18 protein-coding genes and 1 pseudogene are annotated in these 16758 nt (G+C 65.4%); 8 read left to right on the plus strand and 11 right to left on the minus strand.

What is annotated here, in order from left to right; genetic code table 11:
- Both BLT03_RS00005 and BLT03_RS23645 read left to right on the plus strand, forming a co-directional pair.
- Positions 1-224: pseudogene (locus BLT03_RS00005) on the plus strand (IS5/IS1182 family transposase); the annotation flags it as partial.
- A gap of 196 nt (positions 225-420) precedes the next feature.
- On the plus strand, positions 421-864 hold the full coding sequence (locus BLT03_RS23645) for a hypothetical protein (protein WP_139160245.1): 444 nt from the start codon (positions 421-423) through the stop codon (positions 862-864).
- Positions 865-1154: 290 nt separating this feature from the next.
- Here the strand turns inward: BLT03_RS23645 and BLT03_RS00010 are convergent, their stop codons facing one another.
- Genes BLT03_RS00010 through BLT03_RS00020 form a run of 3 tightly spaced genes read right to left on the minus strand, consistent with a single transcriptional unit; the run spans position 1155 to position 4406 of the window.
- On the minus strand, positions 1155-2594 hold the full coding sequence (locus BLT03_RS00010) for an MATE family efflux transporter (protein WP_092739080.1): 1440 nt from the start codon (positions 2592-2594) through the stop codon (positions 1155-1157).
- A 12-nt stretch (positions 2595-2606) separates the two neighbouring features.
- Positions 2607-3902: an MFS transporter gene (locus BLT03_RS00015; protein WP_092739082.1), complete on the minus strand. Its 1296-nt coding sequence runs from the start codon at positions 3900-3902 to the stop codon at positions 2607-2609.
- A 54-nt stretch (positions 3903-3956) separates the two neighbouring features.
- A complete protein-coding gene (locus tag BLT03_RS00020; protein ID WP_092739084.1) occupies positions 3957-4406 on the minus strand; it encodes a MarR family winged helix-turn-helix transcriptional regulator in 450 nt (149 codons plus the stop codon).
- Positions 4407-4454: 48 nt separating this feature from the next.
- Between BLT03_RS00020 and BLT03_RS00025 the strand changes: the two genes are divergently transcribed.
- Entirely contained in the window at positions 4455-5006 is a 552-nt protein-coding gene (locus tag BLT03_RS00025; RefSeq protein ID WP_092739086.1) for a PaaI family thioesterase, read from the plus strand.
- Entirely contained in the window at positions 5003-5428 is a 426-nt protein-coding gene (gene gloA / locus BLT03_RS00030; protein WP_092739088.1) for a lactoylglutathione lyase, read from the plus strand. The genes BLT03_RS00025 and gloA overlap by 4 nt, the downstream gene beginning before the upstream one ends.
- 139 nt (positions 5429-5567) lie before the next feature.
- Here the strand turns inward: gloA and eda are convergent, their stop codons facing one another.
- The 6 genes from eda to BLT03_RS00060 all read right to left on the minus strand — a co-directional run bounded on the left by eda (position 5568) and on the right by BLT03_RS00060 (position 11740).
- Positions 5568-6233, minus strand: a complete 666-nt coding sequence (gene eda / locus BLT03_RS00035) for a bifunctional 4-hydroxy-2-oxoglutarate aldolase/2-dehydro-3-deoxy-phosphogluconate aldolase (protein ID WP_434802318.1) — start codon at positions 6231-6233, stop codon at positions 5568-5570.
- Entirely contained in the window at positions 6224-8032 is a 1809-nt protein-coding gene (edd, locus tag BLT03_RS00040) for a phosphogluconate dehydratase (RefSeq protein ID WP_092739092.1), read from the minus strand. Before edd ends, eda begins: the two co-directional genes overlap by 10 nt.
- Before the next feature lie 191 nt (positions 8033-8223).
- A complete protein-coding gene (locus BLT03_RS00045) occupies positions 8224-9234 on the minus strand; it encodes a TRAP transporter substrate-binding protein (RefSeq protein ID WP_092739094.1) in 1011 nt (336 codons plus the stop codon).
- Between the two features lie 102 nt (positions 9235-9336).
- Positions 9337-10617, minus strand: coding sequence for a TRAP transporter large permease (locus BLT03_RS00050; protein WP_092739096.1), 1281 nt, complete (start codon positions 10615-10617; stop codon positions 9337-9339).
- A gap of 8 nt (positions 10618-10625) precedes the next feature.
- Positions 10626-11159 (minus strand): TRAP transporter small permease, encoded by a 534-nt coding sequence (locus tag BLT03_RS00055; protein ID WP_092739098.1) that lies wholly within the window; start codon positions 11157-11159, stop codon positions 10626-10628.
- Entirely contained in the window at positions 11156-11740 is a 585-nt protein-coding gene (locus tag BLT03_RS00060) for a gluconokinase (protein WP_175537616.1), read from the minus strand. Before BLT03_RS00060 ends, BLT03_RS00055 begins: the two co-directional genes overlap by 4 nt.
- Positions 11741-11925: 185 nt before the next feature.
- Here BLT03_RS00060 and gntR point away from each other — a divergent pair, with 185 nt between their 5' ends.
- Positions 11926-12954, plus strand: coding sequence for an HTH-type transcriptional regulator GntR (gntR, locus tag BLT03_RS00065; protein WP_092739100.1), 1029 nt, complete (start codon positions 11926-11928; stop codon positions 12952-12954).
- Positions 12955-13071: 117 nt separating this feature from the next.
- On the opposite strand, the gene BLT03_RS00070 is transcribed toward gntR, so the two are convergent.
- Entirely contained in the window at positions 13072-13602 is a 531-nt protein-coding gene (locus tag BLT03_RS00070; protein ID WP_092739102.1) for an OmpA family protein, read from the minus strand.
- Between the two features lie 58 nt (positions 13603-13660).
- On the opposite strand from BLT03_RS00070, the gene BLT03_RS00075 reads away from it, so the two are divergent.
- Positions 13661-14254 (plus strand): gamma-glutamylcyclotransferase, encoded by a 594-nt coding sequence (locus BLT03_RS00075; RefSeq protein WP_092739104.1) that lies wholly within the window; start codon positions 13661-13663, stop codon positions 14252-14254.
- A gap of 46 nt (positions 14255-14300) precedes the next feature.
- Positions 14301-14948, plus strand: coding sequence for a pyridoxamine 5'-phosphate oxidase (gene pdxH / locus BLT03_RS00080; protein WP_092739106.1), 648 nt, complete (start codon positions 14301-14303; stop codon positions 14946-14948).
- 16 nt (positions 14949-14964) lie between these two features.
- Here pdxH and BLT03_RS00085 read toward each other — a convergent pair whose 3' ends face one another.
- Positions 14965-15918, minus strand: a complete 954-nt coding sequence (locus BLT03_RS00085) for an AEC family transporter (protein ID WP_092739108.1) — start codon at positions 15916-15918, stop codon at positions 14965-14967.
- A 329-nt stretch (positions 15919-16247) separates the two neighbouring features.
- Here BLT03_RS00085 and BLT03_RS00090 point away from each other — a divergent pair, with 329 nt between their 5' ends.
- The gene (locus BLT03_RS00090; protein WP_092739110.1) at positions 16248-16718 is read left to right on the plus strand and encodes a GNAT family N-acetyltransferase; all 471 of its coding nucleotides are present in this window, start codon (positions 16248-16250) and stop codon (positions 16716-16718) included.
- Positions 16719-16758: the final 40 nt, after the last annotated feature.

Consider the following 16758-nt stretch of genomic DNA (forward strand, 5'->3'; position numbering starts at 1 on the left):
AGCCGGCGATCGGGCACATGAAGATGGACGGGCGCCTCGCCCGCAATCCGCTCAAGGGCGCGCTGGGCGATGCGCTGCATGCGGTGATGTGCGGCGCCGGGCACAACCTGCGTCTGATCCTGGCCGCGCTGCGGCTTTGTTGCGCCCGATTCGGGCTGTCCATGCAGGCGGTCATTGCTGCAATGATCCCCGTAGCGCATGGACCCCAATCTGCCTGCAGCTGAAAACGGGATTGTTCAGGACGGACTAATTAAGGCGGGGACTCCGAGTGTCTTTAGCACTCGGCACCCCTGACCAAAACCCAGTTGAAAAGGAACTGAAAGATGGCTGTTTCTGAGTTTAAGCCCGCTACCTGCGCTGCGGATGTGTCGGATTGGATCACTCCTGAGGAAGTCATTCGCTTGGCTCTGAGTGCTTTTTATGGTGAATGCACTCGATGGCGCGCTGAGCCTGATCCTGAGGCTGGACCGGGTTGGTATACACGTGAGGCTTTCGCTGAGTTCTTGGCGGATCGCCTTTCTGGAAAGCTTCTTCCTCACGCTCATTCTGTGGGTGTGCGCAAAGATCAGTGGTCTGCTGACCGTAAAGTTCATCTGCAGGACTTTCCTGATTGGACTACACCGTTCGAATTCAAACCCGCCATCGGGGCCTGAAATGGGGAAGGCTTCATCTCGTAAGCGTGCGCTTATCACTTTGCGCACTGTTGGGCCATTCCTGAATGAGGTTGAGTTCTCAGAGGTTCTCAAACGGGCGCGCATCAAAGTTGCACCGCCTGTGTTAACTCCTGCGCTCTTGCGTCATCAGATTGGCGAACCTCTACCAGTTGAACTGGAAAGACACGCGCTTCAAGCCATCTCTCCATAAGGGGGTATGGGGGCCGTGGCCCCCATGTAGCGAAGCGCAGCATTCAGCCTTGGGTTATTTGCGGGCGGTATTCGCGTCGCAGTGCTGTTACGTCCACCTGGTGCTGTTCGCGCCATGAAAGACAGGTATTTACCTGTTTTATGTGGATAACTTGCTTCGCCCCCTTTTTTTATCCGTCAAGGAAGATTATTATCTGGGGCATCGTGATAATGACTATATACATCGTATCTAGTCATGGATGGTTTGGCAGAAGCTGCCGCCAGACCTTGGCGACCGTTGAACCCATACGTTCATCGATGCATCGCGCCGGCTCCGTCCAGCAACCGGACCTGCCTCCCCACAGACCGAGGCCACCCGACGCGCCCGAACCATGCGCCGCCTGCTATCGCCGCCGCGTTCAGCAATCCATACACCACCAGCGCCACGGCCTGCGCCATGAACACCTGAGTGAGTGTGCCGCCCGAACGCAATGCCCACCATCCGCCGATGCCTGCCACGAGCAGGCGCGCGATGTTGCCACCCACGGGCCATGCCAAGCGCCCAGCACCTTGCGAGGCAAAGTAAAGAACCAAACCAAGTCCGAAAAATCCATAGACGGGACCGACCACTTGCAGATATTGCGAGCCCGCTGCGTGCATGGCGGCGTCCTGGCCGAACAGGCCCAGCCAGGCATGCGGAAAAAGCGCTGCCACGATCCCGATGCATTCCGTCATCGCAAACGCGACGGCCGCTCCGATCCAGGTGGCTTTCAAGGCCCGATCCGGCCGGCCGGCGCCCATGCAGGTTCCGACGATCGTGACCAACGGCGCGCCCAGTCCGAACACCAGCGGCACCAGCAAATACTCCAGCCGCGACGCCGTTCCATAGCCTGCGATGGCCGCTGGGCCGAAATGGCCGGTCAGCGCGGTGGCGATGCCGATGGTGAGATTGGTGGCTACGGTCGATACCGCACCGGCCAGGCCTACACGCAGAATGCTGCCGAACAGCGTTGCGCGCAGTTGCAAGCCGCTTCTGGTCAGCCGCAGCAGGCTGTGGCGCGACCGCAGATACCCGCACATCGCCAAGGTGCCACCCAGGTAGTACAGCACCAGCGCCAGCGCTCCGCCAGCGATGCCCAGGCCAGGAATCGGGCCCCAACCGAAGATCAGCAATGGCGAAACTGGCACCAGCAGCAAGGTGCCAGCCGTGGTGACCTTGGCTGGCAGCGCCATGTTGCCGGTGCCGCGAACCACGGCGGACAGGGCGTTGAAAAGCCAGATCAACACGGCCCCAGCGAATACCACGTGCGAATAGGTGAGCGCGGCCGCCAGCGAAGCGCCCTCCCCGCCCATCGATCGGTACAGTGCCGCCCCGCCCCACCAGAGAACCACGGTGAAGAACAATCCGAACGCCACGGCGATCACCAGGCCGGCCCAGGCCAGAGATTCGGCTGCGGCGCGGTCACGGCGGCCCAGCGCACGCGCGATGGCCGAGGCGATGGCGCCGCCCATGGCGCCTGCCGAGGTCATCTGCATCAGCATGACGATGGGAAACACCAGCGCCATGCCGGCGAGCGCATCGGTACCCAGGCGCCCGATGAACCAGGTTTCGATCAGGCCGGCCGATGCCTGGGCCACCATGATGAGCACGTTAGGTGCCGCCATACGCAGCATCAGGGGCGCCAGCGGCGCTTCCAGCATGCGGCGGGTGCGGGGATCGAGATCGGCGGGGTTTGAGGATGCAGATGTCATGGCCGTGCTCGATCAGGCGGCCTGCGCTGCGGGCAAAACGGGTTTGGCCGGCCGCTGAATCAGCATCACCAGCACGGCGGCCAGGAGACAGGCGGCCCCGGCGGCGGACAACGCGGGGGTGTAGGTCAGCAGCAGCGTGCGCGTCAGTCCTGCGCCCCAGGCCGCCACGGCGGCACCGATCTGGTGGGCGGCGAAGATCCAGCCGAACACCAGGCCGACCTTCTGCGGGCCAAACGTGGCCCCGGCGAGTTTGACCGTGGGAGGCACCGTGGCAATCCAGTCCAGCCCGTAGAACATCGCGAACAGGCCCAGGCCATAGAAGGTGAACTCGGAGTGCGGCAGCCAGAACAGCGACAGGCCGCGCAGCCCGTAATACCAGAACAGCAGCTTGCGGTTGTCATAGCGGTCCGACAGCCAGCCCGAGAGGATGGTGCCGACGAAATCGAACGCGCCCATCATGGCGAGCACCGAAGCCGCCGGCACGGCGCTCATGCCGTTGTCCGAGCACAGTGAGATGAAATGGGTCTGCAAGAGCCCGTTGGTGGACAACCCGCAGATGAAAAAGGTGGCGAACAGAATCCAGAAGGTACCGCTGCGCGATGCCTCCGCCAGCGCTTTGAACGGCGTGGCGAAGTTCATCACCATGGCGGGCGGTGGCGCGGTAGCGGCAGGCCCGGTGTCACCGTAAGGTGCCAACCCCACGTCCGACGGGCGGTTGCGAATGAAGGCCAGCGCCAGCACGCCCACGAGTGCGCAGGCGATGAAGATGGGCGCGATCGCAGAGCGCCAACCCCAGTGCTCGATCATCCAGGCGGCAAATGGCAGAAACGCCAACTGCCCCGTGGCCGCGCTGGCCGTCAGCAGCCCGACCACCAGCCCACGGCGGGCGACGAACCAGCGATTGGCCACCACGGCGCCCAGCACCAACGCCGTCAGCCCGGTGCCCAGGCCCAGCAGCAGGCTCCAAAGCAAGAACAGTTGCCAGAGCTGGCTGGCCAGCGTGACCAGCGCCATGCCGGTGCCCACCAGACCGAGGCCCAGGCACATCACGGCTCGCAAACCCCAACGCTCCATCAACACCGCCGCGAATGGCCCCATCAGCCCGAACAGTGCGAAACGCAGGGCCAGCGCCGTCGAAATCTGATCGGTGGACCAACCGAATTCCTGCGACAACGGCTTGAGCATCGCGCCGGGCAAGCCCAGCGCGGCAGACATGGTGAGCATCGTCAGAAAGGTGATCGCGGCGACCAGCCAGCCGTAATGGATGCGATGGCGCTGCAGCCACCGCGCGGCGAGATTGGAAAGCATGGAAGGGCCTTGGGAAGGAGGAGGAAAAGAGAGGCAGCGGGAGCTCTCAGCGGCTCACGGCTGGGCTTCGGGGTCGTGATCCAGCAGGCGCATGGTTTCGTCGATCAAGGCGTGCAGCGCCACGACATGCGCCGGCCCTACTCGCTCGTTGAAGGATTCCTGGGCGAGGCGCCAGTGGCGCTGTGCTTCCTGCCGCTTGGCCAGGCCGGCCGGCGTGAGTTGCACGATCCGGCTGCGTGCGTCGGGCCCGGGCAGCATGTCCACCCAGCCAGCCTCTTGCAGCGGTTTCAAGTTGCGGGTGAGCGTGGAGGCATCCATCCGCATGGCCTTGGCCAGTTCGCCGGGCTGCACAGGCCCCAGCGTCTGAATGTGCGAGAGCAAGGAGTACTGGGTGGTTTTCAGGCCGGTCTTGCCCATCTCGCTGTCGTAGTGCTGGGTGACCAGCCGGGTGAGCTGGCGCAGTTTGAGGTTGGTGCAACCCCGAGGCCGTTGATTGGTGTCCATGGCAAAAGATTGTACTACAATGATTGCATATGCAACAAAGGAGTGCCGATGGCTTCTACTGACACGCTCACGCAATGGATCGAAGAAGAACGCGCCGTGATGGCACAGGTGGATGCCGGCCCGGGGCCCGGTGTCGCCACGCCGGACCAGATCGCCGGCAAGACCGGGCTGCAGGCCATGCAAGCCATGCTGAGGGGCGAACTGCCCTACCCCACCATTGCGCGCACGCTGGACTTCATGCTGATCGAAGTCGGCGAAGGATCGGCCATCTTCCAGGGCAGGCCCGGCGCTGCGCACCTGAACCCCATGGGAACGGTGCATGGCGGCTGGTTCGCCACGCTGCTCGACTCGGCCTTGGGATGCGCCGTGCACACCTGCATGCCAGTCGGCCGTGCCTACACCACTGCGGAGCTGAGCGTGAACATCGTCAGGGCGCTGACGCCGAAGGTGCAGCGGGTCCGCGCCGAAGGCCGCATCCTGCATTGCGGTCGGCAACTGGCGACGGCGGATGCGCGCCTGGTGGGGCCGGACGGCACGCTGTATGCGCACGCCACAACGACCTGCCTGGTTTTCGAACTGCCGGCACAATCGCGGGCATGAGATTTCTCCACACGATGCTTCGCGTTGGCAACCTTCAACGCTCGATTGATTTCTATACCCAAGTGCTGGGCATGCAGCTGCTGCGCACCTCGGAAAACCCGGAGTACAAATACTCGCTGGCGTTCCTCGGCTTCGATGGCGGCAACCCGGGCCAGGCCGAGATCGAACTCACCTACAACTGGGGCACCGAAAGCTACGACATGGGCACCGCCTACGGCCACATCGCGCTGGGCGTGCCGGACGCCTATGCGGCATGCGAGAAGATCAAGGCAGCCGGCGGCAACGTGACCCGCGAGGCCGGCCCGGTCAAAGGCGGCACCACGGTGATCGCCTTCGTGACGGATCCCGATGGCTACAAGATCGAATTGATCGAGCGCAAGAGCGATGTCGGCTCAGGCACCGGTTTGCGCGAGAGCCGTTGATTTGCTATTGTTTTTATAGCTAACTACCCTAGGGGAATATGCGCTGGAGGCCGATTTGACTCAAATCGCCTCTCAGCGCAGCGGCTTGCCTTGCCTGACCCGCATTGCTGACCGACGCGGGCCGCCCCAGTGATCGACGTCAGGTGCGCAGCGCCACGGCGCCGCGCGCCAGTTCCGTCACCCGCGCCCAATCGCCTTGTGCCAGGGCATCCCCCGGCACCAGCCATGAACCCCCTACGCAGGCCACGTTACCCAGCGCCAGAAACTCCGCCGCATTGCCCGGCTGAATGCCGCCCGTCGGGCAGAACACCACGTCACCGAACGGACCCTGCCACGCCTTGAGCATGGCCAAGCCGCCGGCCTGGACGGCAGGGAAGAATTTGAGCGCCTTGAAGCCCTCTTCCTGCGCCATCATGATTTCGCTGCCGGTCACCACGCCGGGCAGCAGCGGTAGGCCCAGGTCGCGGCAGGCCTGGCCCACGGCCGGAGTGAAACCCGGGCTGACCGCAAAGCGGGCACCGGCGCGCGCCGCGGCCTGTGCATCGGCAGCACAGCGCACGGTGCCGGCGCCGACCACGGCCTCGGGCACGTCGCGGGCAATCGCCTCCATGCAGGCCAGGGCCTGTGGCGTGCGCAACGTGACCTCCAGCATGCGGATGCCGCCGGCCACCAGCGCGCGGGCCATGGGCACGGCGTGCTGCACGTCGTTCAGCACGATCACCGGAATCACCGGCGCATCGCGCATGACCTCGATGGCCGTCAATGTGGCGTTGCCATGGGATGGATTGGTGTCGTTCACAGCCACGAGCAGGCTCCCTCTTCCGCGCTGAGCGCGTTGCGCCGGAATCCGGCAAACAGTTCACGGCCCCAGCCGTGGGCGTTGTCCCTGGCCTGGGATGGCGGCAGCACGGCCGGCGTGCGCGCCTGCCAGACCGCGGCGTCGACCAGCACATCGAGCGTACCGGCCTCGGCGTCCAGCCGAATGACGTCGCCGTCCTGAACGCGCGACAGCGCGCCGCCTGCATTGGCCTCGGGCGAGACGTGGATGGCGGCGGGCACCTTGCCGGAGGCGCCGCTCATGCGGCCATCGGTCACCAGCGCCACGCGGTAGCCCTTGCCCTGGAGCACGGCCAGCGGCGGAGTCAGCTTGTGCAGTTCGGGCATGCCGTTGGCCTGCGGGCCTTGCCAGCGGACCACGCAGACGACATCGCGGTCGAGCTGGCCGGCCTGGAATGCGGCCTGCAGCTCGGCCTGCGAGCCGAACACGGCGGCAGGTGCTTCGATGACATGGCGGTCTTCCGGCACGGCGGAGACCTTGATCACGCTGCGCCCCAGGTTGCCCTGCAGCAGCTTGAGCCCGCCCGTGGCGCTGAAGGGATCGGTGGCCGGGCGCAGCACGGAATCGTCGCCGCTGGCACCGATATCCGTCCACCCCAGGCGTCCTTCGGCGTCGCCACTCGGCAGCCGGGTGTATTCGCGAATGCCGCCGGGGCGCACGGTCAGCACGTCTTCGTGCATCAGGCCGGCGTCGAGCAGCTCGCGCAGCACGTAGCCGGGGCCGCCAGCCGCCTGGAACTGGTTCACGTCGGCGCTGCCGTTGGGATACACGCGCGCCAGCAGCGGCACGGCATGCGACAGTGCGGCGAAGTCGTCCCAGTCGATGACGATGCCCGCGGCGCGCGCCACTGCCACCCAATGGATCAGGTGGTTCGTGGAGCCGCCGGTCGCCAGCAGCGCGACCATGGCATTGACGATGGCCCGCTCATCGACGAGTTTGCCGATGGGCGGGCACTGAGCGCCGAGCACCGTGCGCGCGGCTTCGCGCGTCAGCTCTTGCCGCAGCGTCTGGCCGGGGTTGATGAAGGCCGTGCCGGGCACGTGCAGGCCCATGGCCTCCATCAGCATCTGGTTGCTGTTGGCCGTGCCGTAGAAGGTGCAGGTGCCCTGGCTGTGGTACGCGGCGGACTCGGCGGCCAGCAGTTCGGGCCGGCCGACCAGGCCTTGTGCGGCCTGTTCGCGCACTTTGGATTTGGCGTCGTTCGACAGGCCCGAGGTCATCGGCCCGGCGGGCACGAACACCGTGGGCAGGTGCCCGAACTGCAGTGCCCCGATGAGCAGGCCGGGCACGATCTTGTCGCACACGCCCAGCATCAGCGCGGCATCGAACACGTCATGGCTCAGCGACACGGCCGTGGCCATGGCGATCACGTCGCGGCTGAACAGGCTCAATTCCATGCCCGGCGTGCCCTGCGTCACGCCGTCGCACATGGCCGGCACTCCACCGGCCACCTGGGCAGTGGCTCCGCGCTTGCGGGCCTCTTCCTTGATCAGATCGGGGTAGTGCTGCAGCGGCGCATGGGCCGAGAGCATGTCGTTGTAGGCATTGACGATGCCGATGTTGGGGGCCTTCTCGGCCACGACGCGCAGCTTGTCGTTGCTGGGCATGCCGGCGAAGGCGTGCGCCACGTTGGCGCAGCCCAGGCGGTCGGCGCCGCGGTCCCTGTGGGCATGGGCTTCGAGCTGTGCGAGGTACTCGGCACGGGTGGGCGCGCTGCGCTCGCGGATGCGTCGGGTGACGGCTTCAACGGTATCGTGGATGGGCATGCTGGCTGAGGGTTGGCGACGGCTGGCGAAGGGCCCATGGTAAACCCGCAGACCGCGTCGTTTGTAGGCAAAGGGCACATGTGTCCAGGCCCTGCGCCTCGCGCAACCGCCGGGCGTCAGGGCTGGTCGGGCCTGGGCGCCAGGCCGATGGCCGAGGCGCCGCAGGGCGGCACCTCGGCTGGCTGCGTGACTTACTGTGCGCCGCGTGCCTGCTTGACGGCACCGTTCACCGCATCCCAGGTCTCCTGCCCGACCGTCTTGGCGATGCCGGCGTTCACGCTGGTGAGCTTTTCGCGCATGCGGTTGGCTTCGGCCGCGGGCAGTTCGTTGACCTGCATGCCCTTCGACTTGAGGTCGGCCAGGGCCTTGGCGGCTTCTTCGCGGGTGTCCTTGCGCTCGAAGTCACGGCTCTTGATGGCGGCGTCCTGCAGCACCTTCTTTTCGGCGGCGGAAAGGCCATCCCACCACTTCTTGCTGACCGTCACGATCCAGGGGCTGTACACGTGGTTGGTCACGGTCAGGTACTTCTGCACCTCATAGAACTTGCTGGACACCACCGTGTTGAACGGGTTTTCCTGACCGTCCACCGCGCGGGTTTCCAGCGCCGTGAACAGCTCGGAGAACGGCAGCGGCACGGCGTTGGCGCCCAGCGCCTTGAAGCTGTCCAGGAACACGTTGTTCTGCATGACCCGCAGCTTGATGTCGCCCAGGTCTTCCAGCTTGTTGACGGGGCGCTTGCTGTTGGTCAGGTTGCGAAAGCCGTTTTCCCAATACACGAGGCCGACCATTCCCTTGGGTTCGAGCTTGGCCTTGACCTTTTCGCCGATCGGGCCGTCGAGCACCACATCGGCTTCTTTGGCATTGCTGAACAGGAACGGCGTGTCCCACACGGCCATCTCGGGCACGATGCCCACCAGCGTGGCGGTAGAGCCGACCATCATTTCCTGCGCGCCGCCGATCAGCGCCTGCTGCATCTGCGTGTCCGAGCCCAGGGCCGCATTGCCGATGGTACGCACCTTCATCTTGCCGCCGCTGGCTTTTTCCACCTCTTGGGCGAACAGGCGCACGGCGCGGCCCTGGTTGGAATCGTCCACCAAGCCGTAGCCGAACCGCACGATGCGCGGCTTGAAGTCCTGTGCGTGGGCGGCGCCGCTGGCGACGAGGGCGGCCACGAGGCCGGCGAGAGCAAAACGAATGCGCATGGATGTCTCCTGGTTGGAATGAGCGAACAAGAAAGCCAAAACAAAAACAAAAACGAAAACAAAAAACGAGAACGAAGCAGCGAGTGGCCGGGCGGAAAAGCCTCAGTGCAGCCAGCGCAGCGGTGCGGTCACGAGCGCCGGGAACAGCACGAACAGCACCAGCAGCACCACGTACATGGCAAGGAACGGCGTGGTGCCCTTGATCACCGTCTCCATGCGCAGGCGTCCGACGCCCGCCACCACGTTCTGCACCGTGCCCACAGGCGGGGTGATGAGCCCGATGCAGCCCACGTAGATGAACATGAAGCCGAAGTACACCGGATCGATCCCCGCCTTGATCGCCAGCGGCGCACACACGGGGCCGAAGATCAGGATGGTGGGCGTCAGGTCCATCGCCGTGCCGACGACCAGCAGGAACAGCATCATCAGCGCCATGAACACGATCGGGTTGCCCATCACACCCGCGAAGCTGCCGGCGAGCAGGTTAGGCAGATCGGCCAGCGTGATCATGTAGGCCGTGACCGTGGCCGCACCGCACAGGAACATCACCACCGCAGTCGTTTTGCCGGCGGCCAGGAACACCTCGTACAGCCCGCCCCAGGTGAGTTCGCGGTACACGAACATCGAAACGAACAGCGCGTACACGGCGGCGACCACGGCAGCCTCGGTCGGCGTGAAGATGCCACCCTTCAATCCGCCCAGGATGATGACCGGCATCATCATGGCCCAGAAGCTCTGCACGAATGCCTTCAGCCGCGGGCCCCACGCCACGCGCTCCATCGCTGGCAACTGGTGGTTACGGGCGATCCACCACCAGGCAGCGATCAGGAAAATGCCCATCATCAGGCCGGGGAAGACGCCGGCCAGAAACAGCTTGCTGATCGAGGTATTGGTCGTCACGCCGTAGATCACGAACGGCATCGAGGGCGGAATGATCGGCGCGATGATGCCGCCGGAAGCCAGCAGGCCCGCGCTGTAGCTGGGCGGGTAGTTCTGCTGGCGCATCATGGGCAGCAGGATGGTGGCCAGCGCCGCCGTGTCGGCGATGGCCGAGCCGCTCATCGAGGCCAGCAGCACTGCGGCGCCGATCGCCACGAAGCCCAGGCCGCCACGGATGTGGCCCACGAAAGCACGCGCCAGGTCGATGATGCGGCGCGACAGGCCGCCCGCGTTCATCAGTTCGCCGGCCAGAATGAAAAACGGCACCGCCAGCAGCGGAAAGTTGTCGAACCCCGCTTGCAGGTTCTGCGCGAGCAATTGCGCGTCGAAGAAGTCCAGGTACCACATCAGCGCAACGCCGGTGAGCACCAGTGCCTGGGCGATCGGCATGCCGATCACCATCCCGCCGATCAGCACGGCCAGAAAGAGAAGAGTGACGATCATGGCGCGCCCTATTCCACCGTGGCTTCCGCGTCGGCGGCTTGCTGGGGCGGCCCGCGCCGGATCAAGTCCACCACGATGGCAGCCAGCAACCCCACCGCCAGGACCAGCGTAGCTGCCGCCGCCAATGCCAGCGGATAGCCCAGCACCGTGCTGAAGCTGTCCATGCCGGCCACCACCTGGTGCCACGAGCCGATGAGCAGCAGCACCATGCAGCCGCCGGCGATCAGTTGCGCGATCCAGAACATGCCCGTGCGCGCATGGCCCTTCAGGCGAGACGTCACCATGTCAAAACCCAGGTGCTTGCCTTCGAATGCGGCCACGATGGCGCCGATCGCCACCAGCCAGACGAACAGCAGGCGCGAGATTTCTTCGTACGAGACGATGCTCGTGCCGAAGGCGTAGCGCAGCACCACGTTGACGAACACGGCCACGACCATGCCGGCGAGCGCCAGCACCATGAAGTGTTCGGCCATGCGCTGCAGCACCGGTTTGCGGCGCGCCGGCACATGCGCCGTGTTGGATGAAGAAGCAGGGGCGGTCATTCAGCGTCTCCCAAAACGGGCAAGGTGAGGTCGGTGGCAGGACGCGCCCCGCTGGCGCCCACCCACTCCACCGCCGAGGCAGCCAGATCGGCCACGGGGCGCAGGGCATCCAGCGCCAGCACGGCCGGCTCGCCACGGGGTGATTCCAGCGTGGCGAACTGGTCGGCCACCAAGGTGGGCGAGAAGAAGTGTCCGGGGCGGGCTTGAACGCGTGCCAGCGCCGCGTCGTAGTCCAGTTCCAGAAACACGAAGCCCAGCGCGGGGCAGGCAGCCCGCAGCCGGTCGCGGTAGCGGCGGCGCAGCGCCGAGCACGTCAGCACCACACCACCGTTTGCGGGGTCGGACAGGAGCCCGGCCAGCCGATCCAGCCAGCCGGCCCGGTCGGCATCGTCGAGCGGAATGCCGGCACGCATCTTGGCGATGCTGGCGGGCGAATGGTAGGCATCGCCTTCGTGCAGCGTCCAGCCGAGCGAACGGGCGCAGGCTTCCGCCACGCTCGACTTACCGCAGCCGGACACGCCCATCACCACGATGGAGCTGAGCGACCGTGGCTGGGATTTGTTTGGGATAGCGCTGTCCATTGCAATTCATAAAAAGGCGGGTGCCTCAAGATCAGGCCGCCCACCGGTTTGAAATAATCATCGCCCATGCAGAGGACTAAAACATCGCGTCATCTACGGAGCGTAGAGATCGCACCGAGGTTTACCCTGATGGAGATAGCGCTATCCTAGACAACAATGGTCCCTATGCCGATCCGGATTAACCCTTGACCGACGCGCCCCGCCGCCCTCGCCGCTCCAGCGGCCGCATCACCCTCGACGACGTGGCCCGTGCTGCGGGGGTGAGCCCGATCACCGTATCGCGCGCCCTGCGCCGCGAACGCAGCGTGGACCCCGAACTGGCGCAGCGCGTGCACACCGCCGCCGAGCAGTTGGGCTACGTGCCCGACCCTGCCGCACGTGCGCTGGCCTCCCAGCGCAGCACCCAGGTGCTGGTGCTGGTGCCGCTGCTGTCCAACACCTTGTTCGTCGATCTGCTGGAGGCGGTGCACCGCACGCTGTTCCCCGAAGGCTTTCAGCCGCTGATCGGCGTGACCCACTACGACATCGCCGAAGAAGAGCTGCTGCTGCGCACCTACCTGCCCCATCGGCCTGCCGGCTTGCTGGTGACCGGGTTCGACCGCAGCGAGACGGCGCGCCAGCTCATCGCCCGCAGCGGCGTGCCCTGCGTGCACCTGATGGAGACCAGCCGCGCGCCGGGCGTGCAGTGCGTGGGCTTTTCGCAGACCGACGCCGGCGCAACCATCACCCGCCATCTGCTGGACCGGGGCCGCCGCCGCATCGCGTTTTGCGCTGCGCAACTGGACCCGCGTGTGCTGCAGCGGGCCGAAGGCTACCGCCGCTGCCTGCGCGAAGCCGGCCTCTACGATCCGCAACTCGAATTGCTGAGCCCGGAGGGATCGTCCGTCGCCCTGGGTGCGCGGCTCTTCGAAGAAGTCCTGCGCCGCATGCCGGACGTGGATGCCATCTTTTTTTGCAACGACGACATCGCCCAGGGTGGGCTGCTGGCTGCCAACCGGCTCGGGGTGGCGGTGCCCGCGCAGATCGCAGTGGCGGGCTTCAATGACCTGGCCGGCAGCGACCAGATGGTGCCCACGCTCACCACCGTGCGCACCCCCCGGGCAGAGGTCGGACGCGCAGGGGCGGCCATGCTGCTGGGCCTGATGCGCGGAGCGCCGCCAGGGCCGAGTTGCGTCGAGCTGGGCTACGAACTCGTCGTGCGCGGCAGTAGCTGAAAATGCCAATAAGACGCTAATAAGAGGCAACCGTCGGCTCTGACAGCATCCAAAGAAAAAGCCCGGCGAACCGGGCTTTTGCATGCAAGGGTGAAACGAGGCCGATGGCCCCAGCCCTCAGCGCGGGGCCAGCGTGACTTCGACGCGGCGGGCTTCGGCGTTGTTGCCGCCAGCTTGCGTGACTTCCGGCTTGCGCAGGTCGATCTTGTCTTCCGGCACGCCAGCCGTCTTCAAGGCATCGCGCACTGCCAGGGCACGGTCCTTGGCCAACTGGGCGTTGGCAGCGGCATCGCCCGTGGCATCGTGAAAGCCCGACACCACCACCGAGCGGCCTTCGGCCACAGCGCGGGAGACATCGGCCAGTGCCGGTGCAGCGCCGGGTGCCAGGTTGGCGCGGCCGGAGGCGAAATAGAAACGGACCAGGCCGCCATCCACCACCACGCGGGCCATTTCGTCCTCGGCCACCACCAGCGTGCCGGCCGGGGCCACGACCACGGCTGCGGGCTCGACCACCGGCGCACGCGCCAGGCTGCGCTGCTTGTACACCGTGACTCCGACCACCGAAGACACCACCAGCGCAATCAGTGCGAACAGGAAACCGAGGGCAAAACGTTGCTGGCTGTCGTCGTCGGAACTGCTGAAGGCCATGGAAAGAACTCCGTAAAGTAAATAATGGGGTCTGAAGACAACCCGCGATTGTAGAGTCATGACGCCGCTTCCCGCCCCCTTGCGCGACCCCGCTCCCCTGCTCCAGCGCACGCTGGACGAATGGGGCGGCCAGGACGATCTGTGGATCTTCGGCTACGGCTCGCTGATCTGGCGCCCCGATTTCGACTTTGCCGAACAGCGCCCTGCCCGCGTGCACGGCTGGCATCGCGCGCTCAAGATGTGGAGCCGCATCAACCGCGGCACCCCCGAGCGGCCCGGGCTGGTGTTCGGCATGCTGTCGGGAGGTAGTTGCCGCGGCATGGTGTTCCGCGTGGACCGAGAACATGCCCGGCAGACCATGGTCAACCTCTGGCAGCGTGAAATGGCCCTGGCCGTCTATGACCCACGCTGGCTGCCCTGCCAGACGCCGCAGGGCACCGTGCGCGCCCTCGCCTTCACCCTGTCGCGACGCAGCCCGAGCCATGCCGGCGTGCTGCCCGATGACGAATACCGCCGCATCTTTGAGCAGGCCACCGGAATCTACGGCACCACGCGGGACTACGCCCAGGCCACCTACGACGAGCTGCGCCGACTGGGCATCCACGACCGGGCGCTGGGCAAGCTGCTTTCGCTGGCTTCGGACAAGCGCTGACGCGCACCGGCTCGCGGATGGCGCACCGACGGGGCACAATCGCCCGATGAGCAGCCTTTCCTCCTCCATCGCCGACCTGCGCAAGAGCTACGAGCGCGCAGAACTCAGCGAAGACGCCTCCCACGCAAACCCCCTGGCCCAGTTCGACCAATGGCTGCAGCAGGCCCTGGCCGCTCAGGTGCCCGAGCCCAATGCCATGACGCTCGCCACCGTGGGCGCCGACCTGCGGCCCAGCACCCGCATCGTGCTGGTCAAAGGCTACGACGAGCGCGGCATCGTCTGGTTCACCAATTACGAAAGCCGCAAGGGCCGCCAACTGGCCGGCAACCCGTTCGCCGCACTGCAGTTTCACTGGGTCGAGCTCGAGCGCGTGGTGCGCATCGAAGGCACGGTGGAAAAAGTGGACGACGCCGAGAGCGACGCCTACTTTCAAAGCCGCCCGCTCGACTCGCGCATCGGCGCGTGGGCCAGTCCCCAGAGCCAAGTCATTCCCGGGCGCAGCGTGCTGGTGGCCAACGCCGCCAAATACGGCGCGCAGTTCCTTTTGAAGCCGCCACGCCCGCCGCATTGGGGCGGCTACCGCTTGAAGCCCGAGCAATGGGAGTTCTGGCAAGGCCGCAAGAGCCGCCTGCACGACCGCCTTCGCTACCGGGCCGATGGCGACCAGTGGGTGCGAGAACGCCTCGCGCCCTGATTTCTGTCGCAGCGCTTCAGTGAAAGAACCGCTGCGCCAGCATCAACATCAGCGGCACCGTCACCAGTGCCAGCGCGGTGGAGACGGCAATGCTGGCCGTCACCTCGTCCTGCATCGCGCCATACCGCTGCGTGAACAGGAACACGTTGGCGCCCACCGGTAGCGATGCCGCCAGGAACATCACCGCCGTCGAGGTGCCGTTCAGTCCGAAAGCCCATGCCAGCGCCAGCAGCAACAGCGGATGGGCCACGTTCTTCACCACCGAAATGCGCAATGCGTCACGCGCGTGGCTGCCGACCTTGCTGAAGGCCAGCGTCACGCCCACCAGCAGCAGCGCCATGGGGCCGAGTGCCATGCCCAGCAGTTGCAGAGGTTTGTCCACCACCTCGGGCAGATGAAGGCCCGTCTGCGCGAACAAGAGCCCGGCCAGGATGGGCAGCGGCACCGGGTGCAGGATGCCGTTGCGCACCGCCTGCAGCACCGTGTGCAGCATGGGCCGTGGTGGGCTGCGGCCGTCGCGCTGGCTTTCGTGCGCCTGCGCCAGTTCGAACACCACGGTGGCCGCCGTGAGCAAGATGAGCGCATGCAGCGAGATCAGGGTGAACAGCGTCACCAGCCCTTCCTGGCCATAGACCAGGCCCACCAGCGGCACGCCGATCATGATCGTGTTGCTGAACATGCTGGCCAGCCCGAACGCCGCCGACCGGGTGGAAAAGCCCATGACCGCCAGCGACACCACGAACACCAGCCCGGCCGCGAGAAAGTACAGGCCCACCGGCTCGAAGTTCAGGTCCTGCACGCGCGACGTGCCCATGGTGCGAAACAGCAGCGCGGGCGTGAGCACGAGAAATACCAGGTTCGACAAATCCTTGACCGCCGAAGCCCGCACCCAGCCCAGGCGCCCGGCCAGAAAGCCGATGGCGATGAACAGGATCACCGGGATCATGGAAGCGAAGACGGGGGAATTCACGGCGGCGGTCCTGCAGCAATAGAGAAAAAAGCTTGCACGGGCGGCCAGGTAGGCACTCGGGCAAAGCCTTGGATTATCGTGCCGCGCTTTTCCGATCAATCGCTTGCCGTGCCGGCTGGTTGAACGTCAAAAAGTAGTGGGGCGCAACTGTCGTCGATCGATGGACTTACCTATGGCGCACAGTACGGTACGACATGCAGTAAGCGCACCTTTGAACTTGAGCGGGTTGTATTGCTCATCCCAAGGAGCGAGCGCACGGCTGGGCTACGATGCTGAGCGCCCGCCATCGGCTATAAGCAGCCGCTGAAGTAGCTGAGAATAGAGCCACGATGTTTGCTCCAACCGTTGAAGTCCGCCAGGCGCGCCCAGAAGACGCGGAGAGCGTCGATTCCCTCTACCGCCAACTTCTGGGTAGTGCTCACCACCGAGTCCTACCGGAGCAGATTCAGGAGTTGCAGGGCGGTGAAAATGCGCTGCTCCTGGTTGCGGAAGTAGCCGGAGTCGTTTGCGGCACGCTCCTTGTGTCGTTATGCGCAGATGTCATGTTCAGCCGACAGCCGTTTGCCGTCATCGAGAATGTCGTCGTTGACCAAGGCTCTCGCAAGTGTGGCGTCGGCGCCGCCATGCTGAAGCAGGCCGAATCCTTCTGCCGCCACAGCCAGTGCTCAAAGATGATGCTTCTGAGTTCCAATGGCCGCGCTGAAGCCCACCGCTTTTTTGAGTCTCAAGGCTTCGACAGCTCAGTTAAGAGGGGTTTTGTCAAATACCGCCGGGACTTTAATGTCGAGTCCGCTCGGTAATGCCCAGGGACCGCAATGGGCCCAAAACGGGCGGTCGTCC

This window comes from Paracidovorax valerianellae (assembly GCF_900102625.1).
Taxonomy (GTDB): domain Bacteria; phylum Pseudomonadota; class Gammaproteobacteria; order Burkholderiales; family Burkholderiaceae_C; genus Paracidovorax; species Paracidovorax valerianellae.

Coding starts and splice junctions, on each gene's coding strand:
- BLT03_RS23645 (WP_139160245.1), top strand. CDS start 421: ATGGTGAATGCACTCGATGGCGCGCTGAGCCTGATCCTGAGGCTGGAC.
- BLT03_RS00010 (WP_092739080.1), bottom strand. CDS start 2,594: ATGACATCTGCATCCTCAAACCCCGCCGATCTCGATCCCCGCACCCGC.
- BLT03_RS00015 (WP_092739082.1), bottom strand. CDS start 3,902: ATGCTTTCCAATCTCGCCGCGCGGTGGCTGCAGCGCCATCGCATCCAT.
- BLT03_RS00020 (WP_092739084.1), bottom strand. CDS start 4,406: ATGGACACCAATCAACGGCCTCGGGGTTGCACCAACCTCAAACTGCGC.
- BLT03_RS00025 (WP_092739086.1), top strand. CDS start 4,455: ATGGCTTCTACTGACACGCTCACGCAATGGATCGAAGAAGAACGCGCC.
- gloA (WP_092739088.1), top strand. CDS start 5,003: ATGAGATTTCTCCACACGATGCTTCGCGTTGGCAACCTTCAACGCTCG.
- edd (WP_092739092.1), bottom strand. CDS start 8,032: ATGCCCATCCACGATACCGTTGAAGCCGTCACCCGACGCATCCGCGAG.
- BLT03_RS00045 (WP_092739094.1), bottom strand. CDS start 9,234: ATGCGCATTCGTTTTGCTCTCGCCGGCCTCGTGGCCGCCCTCGTCGCC.
- BLT03_RS00050 (WP_092739096.1), bottom strand. CDS start 10,617: ATGATCGTCACTCTTCTCTTTCTGGCCGTGCTGATCGGCGGGATGGTG.
- BLT03_RS00055 (WP_092739098.1), bottom strand. CDS start 11,159: ATGACCGCCCCTGCTTCTTCATCCAACACGGCGCATGTGCCGGCGCGC.
- BLT03_RS00060 (WP_175537616.1), bottom strand. CDS start 11,740: ATGGACAGCGCTATCCCAAACAAATCCCAGCCACGGTCGCTCAGCTCC.
- BLT03_RS00070 (WP_092739102.1), bottom strand. CDS start 13,602: ATGGCCTTCAGCAGTTCCGACGACGACAGCCAGCAACGTTTTGCCCTC.
- BLT03_RS00075 (WP_092739104.1), top strand. CDS start 13,661: ATGACGCCGCTTCCCGCCCCCTTGCGCGACCCCGCTCCCCTGCTCCAG.
- pdxH (WP_092739106.1), top strand. CDS start 14,301: ATGAGCAGCCTTTCCTCCTCCATCGCCGACCTGCGCAAGAGCTACGAG.
- BLT03_RS00090 (WP_092739110.1), top strand. CDS start 16,248: ATGTTTGCTCCAACCGTTGAAGTCCGCCAGGCGCGCCCAGAAGACGCG.